At 74.7% G+C, this 14,341-nt stretch carries 14 protein-coding genes and 1 pseudogene; 3 read left to right on the top strand and 12 right to left on the bottom strand.

The window, feature by feature from the left end:
- Positions 1–106: 106 nt before the first annotated feature.
- From I8N68_RS28310 to I8N68_RS28330, 5 genes are all read right to left on the bottom strand, one after another.
- Complete coding sequence (locus tag I8N68_RS28310) at positions 107–724, bottom strand: hypothetical protein (RefSeq protein WP_200215580.1); 618 nt, start codon at positions 722–724, stop codon at positions 107–109.
- Positions 715–1,254, bottom strand: a complete 540-nt coding sequence (locus tag I8N68_RS28315) for a hypothetical protein (RefSeq protein ID WP_200215582.1) — start codon at positions 1,252–1,254, stop codon at positions 715–717. Before I8N68_RS28315 ends, I8N68_RS28310 begins: the two co-directional genes overlap by 10 nt.
- 119 nt (positions 1,255–1,373) lie before the next feature.
- Entirely contained in the window at positions 1,374–3,728 is a 2,355-nt protein-coding gene (locus I8N68_RS28320) for a sodium-translocating pyrophosphatase (RefSeq protein WP_200215584.1), read from the bottom strand.
- Between the two features lie 320 nt (positions 3,729–4,048).
- Complete coding sequence (locus I8N68_RS28325) at positions 4,049–4,483, bottom strand: ATP-binding protein (RefSeq protein WP_200215586.1); 435 nt, start codon at positions 4,481–4,483, stop codon at positions 4,049–4,051.
- Complete coding sequence (locus I8N68_RS28330; RefSeq protein ID WP_200215588.1) at positions 4,483–4,839, bottom strand: STAS domain-containing protein; 357 nt, start codon at positions 4,837–4,839, stop codon at positions 4,483–4,485. The genes I8N68_RS28325 and I8N68_RS28330 overlap by 1 nt, the downstream gene beginning before the upstream one ends.
- Before the next feature lie 132 nt (positions 4,840–4,971).
- On the opposite strand from I8N68_RS28330, the gene sftH reads away from it, so the two are divergent.
- The 3 genes from sftH to I8N68_RS28340 all read left to right on the top strand — a co-directional run bounded on the left by sftH (position 4,972) and on the right by I8N68_RS28340 (position 8,281).
- The gene (sftH, locus tag I8N68_RS28335) at positions 4,972–7,491 is read left to right on the top strand and encodes a DEAD/DEAH box helicase (RefSeq protein WP_307813008.1); all 2,520 of its coding nucleotides are present in this window, start codon (positions 4,972–4,974) and stop codon (positions 7,489–7,491) included.
- Positions 7,484–7,615 (top strand): hypothetical protein, encoded by a 132-nt coding sequence (locus I8N68_RS33750; protein WP_267909687.1) that lies wholly within the window; start codon positions 7,484–7,486, stop codon positions 7,613–7,615. Before sftH ends, I8N68_RS33750 begins: the two co-directional genes overlap by 8 nt.
- Positions 7,616–7,702: 87 nt before the next feature.
- Positions 7,703–8,281 (top strand): LURP-one-related family protein, encoded by a 579-nt coding sequence (locus I8N68_RS28340; protein ID WP_200215590.1) that lies wholly within the window; start codon positions 7,703–7,705, stop codon positions 8,279–8,281.
- 204 nt (positions 8,282–8,485) lie between these two features.
- Here the strand turns inward: I8N68_RS28340 and I8N68_RS28345 are convergent, their stop codons facing one another.
- The 7 genes and pseudogenes from I8N68_RS28345 to ssd form a co-directional block, all read right to left on the bottom strand.
- Positions 8,486–8,872 (bottom strand): Rv3654c family TadE-like protein, encoded by a 387-nt coding sequence (locus I8N68_RS28345; RefSeq protein ID WP_307813009.1) that lies wholly within the window; start codon positions 8,870–8,872, stop codon positions 8,486–8,488.
- A 194-nt stretch (positions 8,873–9,066) separates the two neighbouring features.
- Entirely contained in the window at positions 9,067–9,468 is a 402-nt protein-coding gene (locus I8N68_RS28350) for a TadE family type IV pilus minor pilin (RefSeq protein WP_200215592.1), read from the bottom strand.
- Positions 9,465–9,632: a DUF4244 domain-containing protein gene (locus I8N68_RS28355; protein ID WP_081883916.1), complete on the bottom strand. Its 168-nt coding sequence runs from the start codon at positions 9,630–9,632 to the stop codon at positions 9,465–9,467. Before I8N68_RS28355 ends, I8N68_RS28350 begins: the two co-directional genes overlap by 4 nt.
- A 20-nt stretch (positions 9,633–9,652) precedes the next feature.
- On the bottom strand, positions 9,653–10,396 hold the full coding sequence (locus tag I8N68_RS28360) for a type II secretion system F family protein (RefSeq protein ID WP_200215599.1): 744 nt from the start codon (positions 10,394–10,396) through the stop codon (positions 9,653–9,655).
- Positions 10,396–10,722: pseudogene (locus tag I8N68_RS28365) on the bottom strand (type II secretion system F family protein); the annotation flags it as partial. The pseudogene I8N68_RS28365 and the gene I8N68_RS28360, both read right to left, overlap by 1 nt.
- A gap of 1,040 nt (positions 10,723–11,762) precedes the next feature.
- On the bottom strand, positions 11,763–12,974 hold the full coding sequence (locus tag I8N68_RS28370) for a TadA family conjugal transfer-associated ATPase (RefSeq protein ID WP_200215607.1): 1,212 nt from the start codon (positions 12,972–12,974) through the stop codon (positions 11,763–11,765).
- The gene (ssd, locus tag I8N68_RS28375) at positions 12,971–14,074 is read right to left on the bottom strand and encodes a septum site-determining protein Ssd (RefSeq protein ID WP_200215609.1); all 1,104 of its coding nucleotides are present in this window, start codon (positions 14,072–14,074) and stop codon (positions 12,971–12,973) included. The genes I8N68_RS28370 and ssd overlap by 4 nt, the downstream gene beginning before the upstream one ends.
- Positions 14,075–14,341 lie beyond the last annotated feature (267 nt).

Here is a 14,341-nt window from a genome sequence, read left to right on the forward strand (position 1 = left end):
CCGATCACGGACCTCCGACCGAGCAGCCACCCGTCCGTTTTCCTGGGCAAACCGCCACCCGGCGGCTGTCCGGGATCAGACAGCGGAAGGGGTTGCGCGCCGTCGCTCAGCGGGGAACGCCGGGCCAGTCGGTCACCGGCGCGGCGGGTGGGCGGTCACCCACCAGCTCGGCCAGCCGGGCCAGCCGCCGGCGCCCGGTGATCCGGTACGCCGGCCCGCCCACCGCCGGGTCGAGCACCGCCCCGGGCAGGCCGACCGCGGCCAGCGCCGCCCGCACCTGCGGCCACCAGGACTCGTCCCCGGCGCCGAGCCGGAGCAGAAAGCCGGTCGGATCGGCGGACCCGGCGGCGGCCAGCCAGAGTCGCAGCCGGCGCCCGTTGAGGTGGAACCCGGCCGGCGGCCGCTTCACCGCCCCGCGCAGCCAGGCCACCGCGAGCGGGGCCAGGGTGGTGGCGTACGCGGTGCGGACCAGGTGCCGGCCGTCCTCGGTCGGCTCCCAGCTCGCCGGCACCCCGCGCGCGGCCAACTCGGCCACCAGCACGTGCACCCGCCAGGCGGCGTCGACCACCACTGACAACCGGGCCGTGCCACCCATCCGGACAACCTCCGCCGGCCCCGCGAGCAGGCCGGCCAGATCCGCCAGCGCGGGGTCGGCCGCCTCGGTGCCGAACAGCGAGAGCTGACGGACCGGGTCCGAGGGCGAGTCAGGTGGCGTCAGCGACACTCCGGGACCTCGTCGAAGGCCTGTTTGAGTTCTTCCGAGTTGAGCCGGCCGGTGTCCAGCGCGCTCGCGTCGTATTCCTTGTTGAGGGTCTCCACCGCCGTCCGGACCCCGTCGTAGAAGGCGGTGGCCCGCGCGGTGTCCAACCCGTCGATGGTGTCCCGGGCCCGACCGTACGCGTCTCGCACCTTGCTCAGCGAGGCCCGGAAGCCGGCCGAGATCTCCGCGCCGTGGTCGGTCTCCGGCACCCCGGCCTGCTCGACCTTGCGGCGGGCGGTCTCGCTGGCCTGCTCGGCGCCGGCGAAGAGCCGGACCAGGTTCTCCTTGGCCTGCGCCGGGGTGGTCTGCGCGGTCATCTGCTGCTGCGTGCTGCTGGTCAGCTTGTTGATCTCCGCCCGCCAGGGGGCGAGCGCCTCGCAGACCGAGGCCGCCCAGACCCGAGGGCTGGGACCGCCGCAGCCGGCGACGACGAGGACGAGCGTGGCCAGGACCACCGTGAGCTTTCCGGCGGTTGCCGCCCGGCGCGTGCGCATGCGAAGCAGCGTACGGCCTTCCGGTGGAACTGCCACCGCTCAGGTTTCGCTGGCGGGACCGGCGGGACGGCACGGTTCCCGGTCGGCGTGCCGACCGGGAACCGTCGCCTGCAACCGCCTCAGACGTTGACCGTCTCCGGCCGCTCCTCCGGGCTGCCCGCGCCGGTGCCGGCGTCGGACTCGCCCATCGCGATGCCCTTGCGCTTGCTGAACACCACGGCCGCCACGATGATCAGCGCGGCGACCACGGCGAGCGTCACCCGCAGCGGGGTGTTCCGGTCGTCGCCCACGCTCCAGGCCACCACGGCCGGCGCGATCAGCAGCGAGACCAGGTTCATCACCTTGATCAGGGGGTTGATCGCCGGGCCGGCGGTGTCCTTGAACGGGTCGCCGACGGTGTCACCGATGACGGTCGCGGCGTGCGAGTCGGAGCCCTTGCCGCCGTACGCGCCGTCCTCGACGAGCTTCTTCGCGTTGTCCCAGGCGCCACCGGAGTTGGCCAGGAACACCGCCATCAGGGTGCCCGCCCCGATCGCACCGGCCAGGTACGACGCCAGCGCGCCCGGGCCGAGGCCGAAGCCGACCGCGATCGGCGCCAGGATGGCCAGCAGACCGGGGGTCATCAGCTCGCGCTGCGCGTCCCGGGTGCAGATGTCGACCACCTTGCCGTACTCGGGACGCTGGGTGCGGTCCATGATCCCGGGCAGCTCGCGGAACTGCCGGCGGACCTCCATGACGACCGCGCCGGCCGACCGCGAGACCGCGTTGATGGCCAGGCCGGAGAAGAGGAAGACCACCGCCGCGCCGATGATCAGGCCGACCAGGTTGCGCGGGTTGGCCACGTTCAGCGCGTTCAGGATCTCCGCCCCGGCGTCGCCGACCCCGGCGTCCTCGTACGAGCTGCGCAGCGTGTCGGTGTACGAGCCGAACAGCGCGGTCGCCGCGAGGACCGCGGTGGCGATCGCGATGCCCTTGGTGATCGCCTTGGTGGTGTTGCCGACCGCGTCCAGCTCGGTCAGCGTGCGCGCGCCGTGCTCGTCGATGTCGCCGGACATCTCCGCGATGCCCTGGGCGTTGTCGGAGATCGGGCCGAAGGTGTCCATCGCGACGATCACGCCGACGGTGGTGAGCAGGCCGGTACCGGCCAGCGCCACCGCGAACAGCGAGAGCGTGATGGAGCTGCCGCCGAGCAGGAACGCGCCGAACACACCCGCGCCGATCAGCAGCGCGGAGTAGACCGCCGACTCCAGGCCGATGCTGATGCCGGCGAGGATGACGGTGGCCGCACCGGTCTGCGAGCTCTTGCCGATGTCCTGCACGGGGCGCCGGTTGGTCTCGGTGAAGTAGCCGGTCAGCGCCTGGATCGCGGCGGCCAGCACGATACCGATGATCACCGCGCCGATGGCCACCAGCCGCGGGTTGCGGTCGACGTCGGTCAGGCCACCCTCCAGCTCGGCGAAGGTCGCCGGCAGGTAGGCGTAGGCGGCGATCGCCACCAGCACCGCGGAGAGCACCGCCGAGATGTAGAAGGCCCGGTTGATCGCGGTCAGGCCGTTGCGGTCGCTGGCGCGCAGCCGGGTGATGAAGACGCCGACGATCGCGACCAGCACGCCGATGGTGGAGATGATCAGCGGGAAGACCAGGCCGTCCTCGCCGAACGCGGCCCGGCCCAGGATCAGCGCGGCGACCAGGGTGACCGCGTACGACTCGAAGAGGTCGGCGGCCATGCCGGCGCAGTCGCCCACGTTGTCGCCGACGTTGTCGGCGATGGTAGCGGCGTTGCGCGGGTCGTCCTCAGGGATGCCCTGCTCGACCTTGCCGACCAGGTCGGCACCGACGTCGGCGGCCTTGGTGAAGATGCCGCCGCCGACCCGCATGAACATGGCGAGCAGCGCGGCGCCGAAGCCGAAGCCCTCCAGCACGGTCGGCGCGTCGCCCCGGAAGAGGATGACGACCAGCGCCGCACCGAAGAGGCCGAGGCCGACGGTGAGGAAGCCGACCACGCCGCCGGTCCGGAAGGCGATCTTCATGGCGCCCTCGCGACCGCCTTCGCGCTCCCGGGCCGCCGCCGCCACCCGCAGGTTGGCGCGGGTGGCCAGCCACATGCCGGCGCCACCGATGAACGCGCTGAACAGGGCACCCACCACGAAGAAGGCCGAGCGGCCGAACTTCACCAGGGTCTCGTTGCCGTCGGTGTCGTGCACCGGCAGCAGGAAGAGCAGCACGACGGCGATCACCACGAAGATCGCCAGGGTCCGGAACTGCCGCAGCAGGTACGCCGACGCGCCCTCCTGCACCGCCCCGGAGATCTCCTGCATGTTGGTGGTGCCCTTACCGGCTGCCAGCACGGCCTTGGTCAAGGCGGCGGCGAAGACGAGCGCCACCAGCGCGATGACCGCGGCTATGACGACGTACGTCGTGTTGGCTCCGGTAAGGGACAGTGCGCCGCCGTCGGCGGCCAAGGTCCCGGACATCTATGTCCTCCTGTACCGAACACTCGCGCCGGCCGTGGAGACGCACGGGCCGGCGCCTGGATGCGAACTCGTCAGCGCGCGCCAACCCACCCTCGCGGACCAGCGATGAACACCGATTCCCGCTGGCGGCGAGATGGGTCACTTGCTGACAACCCGGGTACTGTAGCCCTCCACAGTGTTGGAGGTCACACCGAGGGGGCACCATCTCTCGATGATCTTCGTAACTGTGTTATGAGGAAAAATCTGATATATGGCCCGGTCAACACGACGAGGCCGCGCTCCCGTGGGGGGAGCGCGGCCTCGGTTGACGAACTGTCAGCTCAGCGGCCGACCGGCCAGACCATCCGCACCTCGGTGCCGATGCCCTCCTCGACCGGGCGCACCTGGAGGTCCTCGACAAAGCCGGCCAGCAGGGCGAAGCCGACGCCGGTGGTCAGCGCGTCCTCGCTGAGCGACTCCTTGGCCAGCTCGTCCGGGGGCAGTGCGGCCAGACCGATGCCGGCCTCGATCGGGGCCCGGTCCACCACCCGGACGGCGTACGCCCCGGAGTCCGACATCTCCACCAGCACCGGGTCGGACAGGCCGTACTGCCGGTGCAGGGCCACCGCGCGGGTGCACGCCTCACCGATGGCCAGGCGCACCTCGTCGAGCAGGTCCTCGCGCACCCCGGCCCGGCGGGCCACCGCGACACCGACCAGGCGGGCGGTGCGCACGTGCACCGGCGCGGGCGAGAACGAGAGCTTGACGGTCGCCATCACGCGCCGGCGCCGGTCGAGTCGGCGCTGATCGCCGCGTCGACCGTGGGGTGCAACGGGAAGACCTGGTCCAGCGCGGTGATCCGGAAAATCTTGAGCAGCGGCTCCTTGTCGCAGACCAGGGCGAACGAGCCACCGGCCGAACGGAGCCGCTTGAGGGCCCCGACGAGCACGCCGAGACCGGTCGAGTCGAGGAAGTCCACCCGGCCGAGGTCGACCACCACCCGGCGGGCCCCGCCATCGATCAACTCCAGGAGCCGTTCCCGCAGCCGCGGCGCGGTGTAGACGTCCACCTCACCGCCGACCTCGAGCACCGTGTGCTCCCCCACGGTGCGGGTCGCCAGCGACAGCTCCATCGGTCCTCCTCGTAGACTCTCCTGGGCATCTAACCATCCCGCCTCCTGGCCCCTGCCGGGTCACCGCGGACGCTCCCCCATACCCAGGGCTCCGGGTTCCCAATTCCGAACACCAGTGCGAGAGTGCAGGACGTGACCTCCGACATCTTCAGCTCGGCGCGTCTGCCGCCGCGCCACGACCTGAAGCCGTCGTCCGCCGCCACCGTATCCGCCGGCACCGGCCCCGGGCGACCGCCGGCCGAGCTGCTGCGTCGGCTGCGCGCCCGGCACAGCGCCGACCCGGTCACCCACGTCGAGCGGGTCCCGGCCCGCGCCGGGGAGCCGGCGCCGTGGCCCCGGTGGGCCCCCGCGGAGCTGCGGGCGGCGTTCGCCCGACGCGGCGTGGTCGCCCCGTGGCGGCACCAGGCCGGGGCGGCCGAGCTGGCGTACGCCGGGACCAACGTGGTGGTGGCCACCGGGACGGCGTCCGGCAAGTCGCTGGCGTACCAGCTCCCGGCGCTGAGCACCCTGCTCGCCGACCCCCGGGCCACCGTGCTCTATCTCGCGCCGACCAAGGCACTCGCCGCCGACCAGTTGCGCGCCGTCGCCGGCCTGGAACTCGACGGGGTACGCCCCGCCTGCTACGACGGGGACACCCCGCGCGCCGAGCGGGAGTGGATCAGGAAGCACTCCCGGTTCGTGCTGACCAACCCGGACATGCTGCACCACGGCATCCTGCCCGGACACGCGCACTGGTCCGGGTTCCTGCGCCGACTGGCGTACGTGGTGATCGACGAGTGCCACACCTACCGGGGCGTGTTCGGCTCGCACGTCGCGCACGTGCTGCGCCGGCTGCGGCGACAGTGCGCGAAGTACGGGCGTACCCCCGTCTTCGTGCTGGCGTCCGCCACGTCGGGCGACCCCGCGGCGACGGCCGGGCGGCTCACCGGCCTGCCGGTGGCCGCCGTCACCGAAGACACCTCGCCGCGCGGCGGGGTGACCTTCGCGCTCTGGGAGCCGCCGCTGCTGCCCGCCGACCCCGGCGCCGACCCGGCGGTCGCGGACCTCACCCAGGTCCGCCGCTCGGCGCTGCGGGAGACCGCCGACCTGCTCGCCGACAGCGTCGCCGAGGGAGTACGCACGCTCGCCTTCATCCGCTCCCGCAAGGGCGCCGAGGTGGTCGCCGCGAACGCCCGGCGCGCCCTCGACGAGGCGGTGCCCGGGCTGGGTGACCAGGTGGCCGCCTACCGGGCCGGCTACCTGCGCGAGGAGCGGCGCGAGCTGGAACGCGCGCTGCTCACCGGCGACCTGCTCGGCCTCGCCTCCACCAACGCTCTGGAACTCGGCGTCGACCTGGTCGGCCTGGACGCCGTGCTGATCTGCGGCTGGCCGGGCACCCGGGCGTCGCTGTGGCAGCAGGCCGGCCGGGCCGGCCGCTCCGGCGACGAGGCCCTGGCCGTGCTGGTGGCCCGGGACGACCCGCTCGACACCTACCTGGTGCACCACCCGGAGGCGCTGTTCGGTCGGCCGGTCGAGGCGACCGTGCTCGACCCGGCCAACCCGTACGTGCTCGCCCCGCAGCTCGCCTGCGCCGCCGCCGAAGCCCCGCTCACCCCCGCCGACCTGGAACTCTTCGGCGACGGCGCGAAGGAGGCCGTCGACTCGCTGGTCGAGGCCGGTGCGCTGCGGCAGCGGCCCACCGGCTGGTACTGGCGGCACCGGGAGCGCCCCGAGGTGGACCTGCGCGGCGAGGGCGGCGCACCGGTCTGCGTGGTGGAGGCGTCCACCGGGCGGCTGCTCGGCACCGTCGACGGCGGCTCGTCGCATTTCCTCATCCACCCCGGCGCGGTCTACCTGCACCAGGGCGTCTCTTACGTGGTCGACTCGCTCGACCTGGCCGACGGGTGTGCGCTGGTGCACGCCGAGGAGCCGGACTGGTCCACCCACGCCCGCGACGTCACCTCGCTGTCCGTGGTGTCGGTCCGGTCGTACGTGGACGCCGGGCCGGTCGGGCTCTTCCTCGGCGAGGTGGACGTGACCAGCCAGGTCGTGTCGTACCAGCGGCGGCGGATCGCCTCCGGCGAGGTGATCGACACCCGGCCGCTGGACCTGCCGGCCCGCGAGCTGCGTACCGTCGCGGTCTGGTTCACCGTCTCGCCGGAGTCGCTGGCGCTTGCCGGCGTGGAGGCTGCGGACATCCCCGGCGCGCTGCACGCCGCCGAACACGCCGGGATCGGCCTGCTGCCGCTGATGGCCACCTGCGATCGCTGGGACATCGGCGGGCTCTCCACCGCCGTGCATCCGGACACCGAGGCGCCGACCGTCTTCGTCTACGACGGGCACCCGGGTGGGGCCGGCTTCGCCGAGCGGGCGTACGGGACGGCGGCCGCCTGGCTGCGGGCCACCCGCGACGCGATCGCCGAGTGCGGCTGCGAGTCGGGCTGCCCGTCCTGCGTCCAGTCCCCGAAGTGCGGCAACGGCAACAACCCGCTCTCCAAGCCGGACGCGGTGAAGGTCCTCGACGTGGTGCTGGCGAACCTGCCACCCACCGATGCCACCGCCGTCCCCACGGCCGCCCCGGGATCGCGGCCCGACGGCCAGGACGACCGCTCCACCCGGCCGGCGAAGGCCACCAGCGGCCCGCTGCCCGGAGTTCCGCACCAGAGTGCATGACCGGCGGGTCGTCCTGCGCTACCCGATCGAACAGGACAAACTGACCCCCGACCTGCAGATCGCCCTGGGCACCGCGCTGGCGAGCCTGGCCCAGAACGACTGCGCGGCATCCACCAGGTGCTAAACCTGGGCGATGAAGGCAACTATTGAGGGCGGACGCTGAGGGCCCGACTGTGCGAGACTCCGGCGTTCATTCCTCGAAGGAGATCGCATGCAGCTCGACACCTTGCAGACGCAGCACCAGTTCTTCATCCGCCAGCGGATCCGGATGATGGTCAACCAGTACGAGGTCCGCGCGGTGGCGCCGGACGGTTCGGAGGGTGAGCTGCTCGCGTTCGCGCAGCAGAAGCGGCTCGCCTTCAAGGAGCAGGTGACCATCTACACCGACGACACCAAGCAGCAGCCGCTGCTCGGCTTCAAGGCCCGCCAGCGCCTCGACCTCGGCGCCACGTACGACGTGACGGACCACGCCGGCAACCCGATCGGCCTGTTCCGCAAGGACTTCGCCCACTCGCTGCTGCGCTCGACGTGGCACGTCGAGCAGGGTGGCCTGCCGCAGGTCACGGGTCAGGAGCGCAGCCTGCCGGTGGCGCTGCTGCGCCGGTTCGTCGACTCGCTGTCGTGGCTGCCGTACCACTTCGACTTCGTTGCCGAGGGCCAGCCGGTGTTCTCGGTCGTCAAGAAGTGGGGCCTCCGCGACCGGTACGTGGTGGAGATCCAGAACCCGCAGATCGATCGGCGACTCGTCATCGCCATGGCCGTCGGCCTGGACGCCCTTCAGTCCCGCTGAGCCGTCACCGGTCGGGGCGTGCCGGGCTGGCCCGGCCCCGACCGGTCGCGGGCGGGCTGGCCGACCCCGACCGGTCGCCCGGCACCCACGACGACCGACCCGCAGTCCGGGTCGTTCGGCTGGGAAGCGATGCCGACGCCAGACAGCCCAGGTGGCGCCATCAGTCGAGCCGCGGGTTGGCGTCCACCGGAACCGCCGCAGCGGTCAACCCCGGACCGGGCCGGCCCGGGAGGTCGCGGTGACGGTACGGGTCAGCCACGGCAGCGGAGTGACCTCGACCTCCGTGGTGACCAGCACGTCCAGGCCGTCGAGGCGACAGGCGGCGAGCCGCGCGCCGTTGGCGCCGGTCAGCTCCCCGGCCACCGCGCAGGCCGTCGCCTCACCGCCCAGCGCCCGGGCCGCGCCGGCGAGCGCTCCGAAGTCCGCCGCGACCCGGGCCTGCTGCCGGGCCGTCCGGGCGGCCCCGAGCGCCGCGCCGAAGAGACCGACCAGGACGATCACCAGTCCCACGGCGAGCACGCAGATCGTGGCGCCACCGCGCTCCGCAGCACCACCGCGACCCCTGCCGCCCCGCCGGACCGGGACCCACACGCGACCCCTGCCGCCCAACCGGTCCGAGGGCCGCACGCGATCACGGCCGCCCAACCGGTCCCGGACCCACACGCGGCCACGGCCGCCCAACCGGTGCCGAACCCACACGCGGCCGCTGCCGGCCAACCGGTCCGGAACGCCACCGGGATCGGTGGTCGTGCCGACGTGGTGGGCACCGAGGCTGTCACGCCCGGTCACGGCCGGGGCGCGGGGTTGCCGGGTTCGACGGCCGCGGCCGCGGTGGCGGAGACCGTCAGCCGGGGCAGCCGCGTTCCCAGCGTGCGGACCGGCACGCGGACCATGGCGGTGACCCGGTCGCCGTCGACGCTGACCGCGATGTCCGCGCCGGGCGGCGCGTATCGCGTGCCGGTGGCCGTTCCGTTCTCGCCCCGGGAGGCGGCGAGCGCCGCCTCCCGGGCCGCGTCCAGGCAGGCACCGCGGGTGGTCACCGCGTTGACCGCGGTGACACCGGCGAGGAGCAGCAGGACCAGCGCCGGCAGGCCGACCGCCAGTTCGGCGGTGAACGAGCTCCGGTCCGACGTGACCGCCCGCTGTCCGGCCGACGATCGGTGGCCGGCCGGCCGGCGCCCGGTCACTTCAGTGCCCGGTCGATGACGGCGGTCAGCGCGGACTGGACGTTGCCGGAGGTGAGCACCTTGAGCAGGATGCCGGCGAAGGCCACCGCGGCGAGGGTGCCCACGGCGTACTCGGCGGTGTTCATGCCGGCGTCGCCGCGCAGACGGGCGATGAGTTTCCGCATGTCGTTCCCTTCCTTGTCGGTCAGAGCACGTCGCCCAGGACGGCGACGATCACCGGCACCAGACCGGCGAGAATGAAGGCGGGCAGGAAGCAGAGCCCGAGCGGCAGCACGATGGGCACGCCCGCCCGCCGGGCCTGCGCCTCTGCCGCGGTGGATCTGTCTGCCCGCAGGTCGTCGGCGAGTCGGGTGAACGCCCCGGCCAGCGCGGCGCCGCTGTTGGCGGCGCGGAGTGCGGCGGCCACCAGGCGCTCCGCGCCGGGCACCGGAAGCAGCTCCGACCAGGCTTCCGCCGGCCCCCCACCGAGCAGCAGTGTCCGGCCCACCCGGCCAAGTCGGTCAGCCATCGGCCCGCCGAGCGCGTCGGCGACCGCCAGCACGGAGCGGTCAAGCGGCGCTCCGGCACGGAGGGCCGCCGCGAGCAGGTCCGCAGCCAGCGGCAGGTCGGCGGCCTCGCGCCGTCTCCGGTCCCGGGCGGCGCGCGGCTCGATCCGGCGGAGCAGGCGATCCGCGGCGAGCGCGACCAGCGCACCGATGAGCAGGCCCGCCCGACCGCCGACGATGACGGCGCTGGCAACTCCGGCCAGCCCCGCGCCGAGCCGGATCCGGTCCGGCCACCAGGACGGTCGGGTCCGCCCGAGCGCGCCGGCCGGCGATCCGCCCAGCCGGCAGAGGCGGCGGCCCGGCCGAACGGCGAGCGGGCCGAGCCTGAGCACGAGCAGCGCCGCCACGGCCAGACAGCCCGCCGCGAATGCCTGCCGGGTCATCAGCCGACCCGCCCCGGGCCTGCGCCGAGCCGTTCCGCCCAGAGCAGGCCACCGATCTGCAACGCGACGGCGCCGACCGCGCTGGCACCACCGACGGGGGTGTGCAGCAGCACCGCGACGGGATCGACCCCGATGGCGTAGCCGAGCCCGATGCCGCCGATCGGCAGGGCGGCGAGCAGCCACGCGGTGGCCCGCGCACCGGCGGCCTGCGCGGCGGCTGCGGCCAGCCCCCGGTCCGCCGCCCGGGCGTCGGCCTCGATCCGTTCCAGCAGCTCGGCGAGCGGCGCCCCGGTGCGGTCCGCCAGCCGCACGGCGGCCCTGACCAACTCGGCCACCCGATCCGGCCCGTCCGACCGGTCGTTCTCCGGGTCCGCCGCCGATCGACCGCGACCACGGTCGTCGGACGCGCTCCGTCGACCAGCGCCGCCGGGCCCGCCATCCCGAGCGACGGGCATCAGGCGCTGCACCGCAGGAGCCGAACCCGTGACCGCGTCCCGCCCCGCGCGCCGCCGGCCGGACGTCGGTGCCGATCTACCGAGCCCCAGCGGCCCTGGCGGCACACCATTGAGCTTCGGTGCGGCAGCCGACGGCGCGCCGGAACCCGGCAGCAACCCGTCCGCGAGCGCGTCGAACGCCAGGGGCCCACCCCGCGTGACCGGGTCGGCCGACGACCAATCCGACGTCCGCCGACCGGACCGCACCCCGCCGAGCGGCCCACGCGCGAACCCGCCGGGCGAGACGGGTCCGGATCTGGCGGCACCGAGCGCCGCCATGATCGGCAACCCGGCCCGGAGGTCGGCGGCGAGGGCGCACAGCTGGTCCAGGCTCTGGCGCCGGGCCTGGTCGGCGTGCCGTCCGGCCCGGCGGCGCAGGACCGCACGCGTCCCCAACGCGCCGTATGCGGCGAGGACCACGGCGGCCACCGGGCCGGCCAGGCCACCACCGATGCCACCACTCAACGCGCCGACCAGCAGAGCGGCCCGCCGGGACGCCTGCGCGCCCCGCCGCGCACGGCGTCCAACGGTCGGCCCGGATGTCGGGGCGGCAACGCGCCACAGGGAAGCCGCGGCGTGGCGGAGGTGGTCGGGCAGCGCGACGCCCGCCGGGCGGCGCGGATCACGGCGACCCGGCGGCCTGCTCGACGACGATCGCCCCACCACCGGGGACGGACCACGGTGACGAACCGCCGGGGCGGCCGCCGGCAGCCGCCCGTGGTGCCGGTGCCCATCGGCGACGGACGGTTCGGCGTCGGGCCCGCCCAACGGGGCGAGCACGACACGTCGCCGAGTCCGGCCACCGCCCCGCGGCCAGGCCACCACCGCGGCGGCCATGACCACCAACGCGGTCACCAGCCAGGCCGGACCGGTCACGACGGACCCGCCGAGCCGGGCCAGACCGCGCACAGCAGGGGCGGCACGTCCACCCCGCGTTCTCGCAGCAGCGCCCCGAGCGCCCGGGCCGCGAGACCGAGCCCGCGCCCGCGTACCCAGGCCGGGACCACGGTCACCAGGCGCTCCGGCCCGTCGGGCACCAGCAGGCTGATCGACTCCAGCACGCGACCTTCAGCAGCGCGGCGCACCTGGAGCAACACCTGCAGCGCCGCCACCACCTGTGCGTGCAGCGCCGCCCGGGGCAGGCCACCCAGCAGCCCGAGCGCCTCCAGCCGGGCCGGTACGTCTCCCGGGGCGTTCGCGTGCAGCGTCCCCGCCCCGCCGTCGTGCCCGGTGTTCAGGGCGGCGAGCAGGTCCACCACCTCACCGCCCCGGCACTCGCCCACCACCAGCCGGTCGGGGCGCATCCGCAACGCCTGGCGGACCAGGTCGCTCAGCCCGACCGTGCCCGCGCCCTCCACGTTGGCGGTGCGGGCCTGGAAGCCGAGCACGTGCGGGTGCACCGGACGCAGCTCGGCGGCGTCCTCGACCAGCACGATCCGTTCGGTCGCCGGCACCAGCCCAAGCAGGGTGTTGAGCAGGGTGGTCTTGCCTGAACCGGTGCCACCGGTCACCAGGTACGCCAGCCGGGCCGCCACGATGGCGGCGAGCACCGGGGCGACCGGCCGGGGCACGGTGCCGTGACGTACCAGGTCCTCCAGGGTGAACGGCCGTTGCCGGAAGGTGCGCAGGGACAGGTACGGCCCGTCCGTCGCCACCGGTGGCAGCACGGCGTGCAGCCGGGTGCCGTCGGGCAGTCGGGCGTCCGCGTACGGGGTGGCGTCGTCGAGGCGGCGCCCGGCGGCCGCGGTGAGCCGCTGTGCGAGCCGGCGTACGTCTTCGAGCGAGCCCAGCGGCACCGCCACCTGACGCAGCCCCTCGCCCCGGTCGACCCAGACCCGGGTGCCGTTCACCAGCACATCGGTGACCTCCGGGTCGACCAGCAGTGGGGCGAGCGGGCCGGCGCCGACCAGGTCGTCGTGCACCCGGTCGGCGAGCCGGAGCAGGGCGGTGTCGCCGAGCACGGCGGCACTCGGCTCGGCGCGTACGGCGGAGACGATGGCGGCGGGGGTGACCGGGGTTGCCCCGGCGGCGAACCGGCGGCGAACCCGGGCCGCCAGCTCGGCGGAGTCGGCGGGGCCGGTCACGCCGCACCGGTGGCCGGCCGGCCGGTCAGCTCGCCGATGATCCGCTGGCAGAGCGCGGCCAGCGGTCCCTTGCCGCCCGCCGCGGGCGCCTCGCCCCGCTCGAGCCCGCGGCAGAGTCCGGGCTCGGGACGGAGGGTGCCGGCGAGCGGCAGGCCGAGCGCGCGGGCGACCTCGGTGGCTCGCAGCCGGCCGGGGGCCGGCCCACGGACGATCACCGACAGGTCGGCGCAGTGCGGGGCGGCCGCCGCGACCACCCGGGCCGCAGCGGCGGTGGCTCGCAGCTCGGCCGGTACGACCAGCAGGGCCCGATCCGCCGCCTGCAACGCCACGACCGACGCGTCGTCGAGTTGCCGGGGCAGGTCGACGACCACGACGTCCCGGCCCCGGCGGGCGGCGTCGACGGTGGCGGCCATCGCCTCGGCGGGCAGCTGCAGCGGATCCCCGCGGTCCCAGGAGAGCACGACCAGGTCGCCCCGGCTGGGCAGGGCCCGGACGAGCGACGGTGGGTCGACCCGGCCGTCGGTGCCGGTGAGCCCGGGCCAGCGCAGACCTTCCAGCTGTTCCCAGCCCAGCACCAGGTCCAGCCCACCGCCGAGCGGATCGGCGTCGACCAGGAGGGTGCGCAGCCGGGCCCGGGCGGCGGTGACGGCGAGACCGCCGGCGAGCACGCTGGCGCCCGCGCCGCCCCGGCCTGCCAGCACCGCGACGATCCGCGCCGCACCGCAGGGGGCGGAGTCCAGCGCGCACTCGGCGAACCGGTCGACCAGCCACGGCTCGGCGGCGGGCAGTGTGGCCACGTGCTCGGCACCGATCAGCTCGGCGATCTCCGCGCCCGGGTCGAGGTGGCCGGAGCGACCGACCAGCACCGTCCGTGGCCGGCGTGGCAGCCGGGCCCGCAGGCAGGCCGGCGCCTGGTCGCTACCGACGAGGACCAGTGGCGCCGGCAGCCAGCGGGCCCGGGCGGCGGCGGGGTCGGCGGCGAGTTCGACCTCGGTGCCACCGGCGGCGGCGAGCCGGAGCAGCTCGTCAAGCAGGTCCCCGTCGGCGGTGACCAGCAGGGGAAGCCGGCGGTGCGGCGGGAGCGGCGTACGGGGCGGCATGACGGCCTCCAGCGGTCGGGCTCGGAAGGGCTGCCGGTGAGCCTGCTGCCCACCGCACCGGCCGGCCGCCCGGCGCCGCTCTTCTGTGGACAACGCCTGCAGCTGTGGACGGCACCCCGCGAACAGCGCCGATCTGCTATGGACCGGCCAGTCGTCAACAACTGCCCTCGGTTGGGGCGTCGACCCGGACCAGCTCTGCGTAGAGCACTCCGCACCGGTCGGGCTCGGCGGGTTTCATGACCTGCACCTTTGCCCATGAAGGTGCAT

Source organism: Micromonospora coerulea (assembly GCF_016598485.1).
GTDB lineage: Bacteria > Actinomycetota > Actinomycetes > Mycobacteriales > Micromonosporaceae > Micromonospora > Micromonospora coerulea.

Bases quoted from the DNA above. Each gene is read 5' to 3' on its own strand.
- I8N68_RS28315 (WP_200215582.1), bottom strand. From the start codon at position 1,254: ATGCGCACGCGCCGGGCGGCAACCGCCGGAAAGCTCACGGTGGTCCTG.
- I8N68_RS28320 (WP_200215584.1), bottom strand. From the start codon at position 3,728: ATGTCCGGGACCTTGGCCGCCGACGGCGGCGCACTGTCCCTTACCGGA.
- I8N68_RS28325 (WP_200215586.1), bottom strand. From the start codon at position 4,483: ATGGCGACCGTCAAGCTCTCGTTCTCGCCCGCGCCGGTGCACGTGCGC.
- I8N68_RS28330 (WP_200215588.1), bottom strand. From the start codon at position 4,839: ATGGAGCTGTCGCTGGCGACCCGCACCGTGGGGGAGCACACGGTGCTC.
- I8N68_RS28340 (WP_200215590.1), top strand. From the start codon at position 7,703: ATGCAGCTCGACACCTTGCAGACGCAGCACCAGTTCTTCATCCGCCAG.
- I8N68_RS28355 (WP_081883916.1), bottom strand. From the start codon at position 9,632: ATGCGGAAACTCATCGCCCGTCTGCGCGGCGACGCCGGCATGAACACC.
- I8N68_RS28360 (WP_200215599.1), bottom strand. From the start codon at position 10,396: ATGACCCGGCAGGCATTCGCGGCGGGCTGTCTGGCCGTGGCGGCGCTG.
- ssd (WP_200215609.1), bottom strand. From the start codon at position 14,074: ATGCCGCCCCGTACGCCGCTCCCGCCGCACCGCCGGCTTCCCCTGCTG.